Source organism: Ureibacillus suwonensis (assembly GCF_042655065.1).
Taxonomy (GTDB): domain Bacteria; phylum Bacillota; class Bacilli; order Bacillales_A; family Planococcaceae; genus Ureibacillus; species Ureibacillus suwonensis.
In genome coordinates, this window is sequence record NZ_JBHSNQ010000091.1 from 1 (window position 1) to 566 (window position 566).

Annotated in this window: 2 tRNA genes and 1 rRNA gene; all 3 read left to right on the top strand. The window is 48.4% G+C overall.

Going from position 1 to position 566, the window contains the following annotated elements:
* Positions 1-119, top strand: a 16S ribosomal RNA gene (locus ACFPOH_RS10760); the annotation flags it as partial.
* Positions 120-195: 76 nt separating this feature from the next.
* A tRNA-Ile gene (locus ACFPOH_RS10765) sits at positions 196-272 on the top strand.
* Between the two features lie 22 nt (positions 273-294).
* Positions 295-370 (top strand) — tRNA-Ala (locus tag ACFPOH_RS10770).
* The last annotated feature ends 196 nt before the right edge of the window (positions 371-566 follow it).

The following is a 566-nucleotide window of genomic DNA, read 5'->3' on the forward strand; positions in this document are numbered from 1 at the left end:
AACACCCGAAGTCGGTGAGGTAACCCTCCGGGAGCCAGCCGCCGAAGGTGGGACAGATGATTGGGGTGAAGTCGTAACAAGGTAGCCGTATCGGAAGGTGCGGCTGGATCACCTCCTTTCTAAGGATTATAAAACGGAAAGCGCGTTTTGTTGTTCAGTTTTGAGGGTTCATCCCCTCGAAGTTAACGATAGGATGGGCCTATAGCTCAGCTGGTTAGAGCGCACGCCTGATAAGCGTGAGGTCGATGGTTCAAGTCCATTTAGGCCCACCATAATATAATAAAACTAAAATACGGGGCATTAGCTCAGCTGGGAGAGCGCCTGCTTTGCACGCAGGAGGTCAGCGGTTCGATCCCGCTATGCTCCACCATATATTCCGTATGACTTTCGTAGATGAAACAATCCATCTCGTGGTTATACCGGCTTTGGAATATTGCTGTTGTTCTTTGAAAACTGGATAAACGACATTGAAAGCAAGAAATTTACTGTAAGCTCTTAATTTTTAGGTTAAGTTAGTAAGGGCGCACGGTGGATGCCTTGGCACTAGGAGCCGATGAAGGACGGGA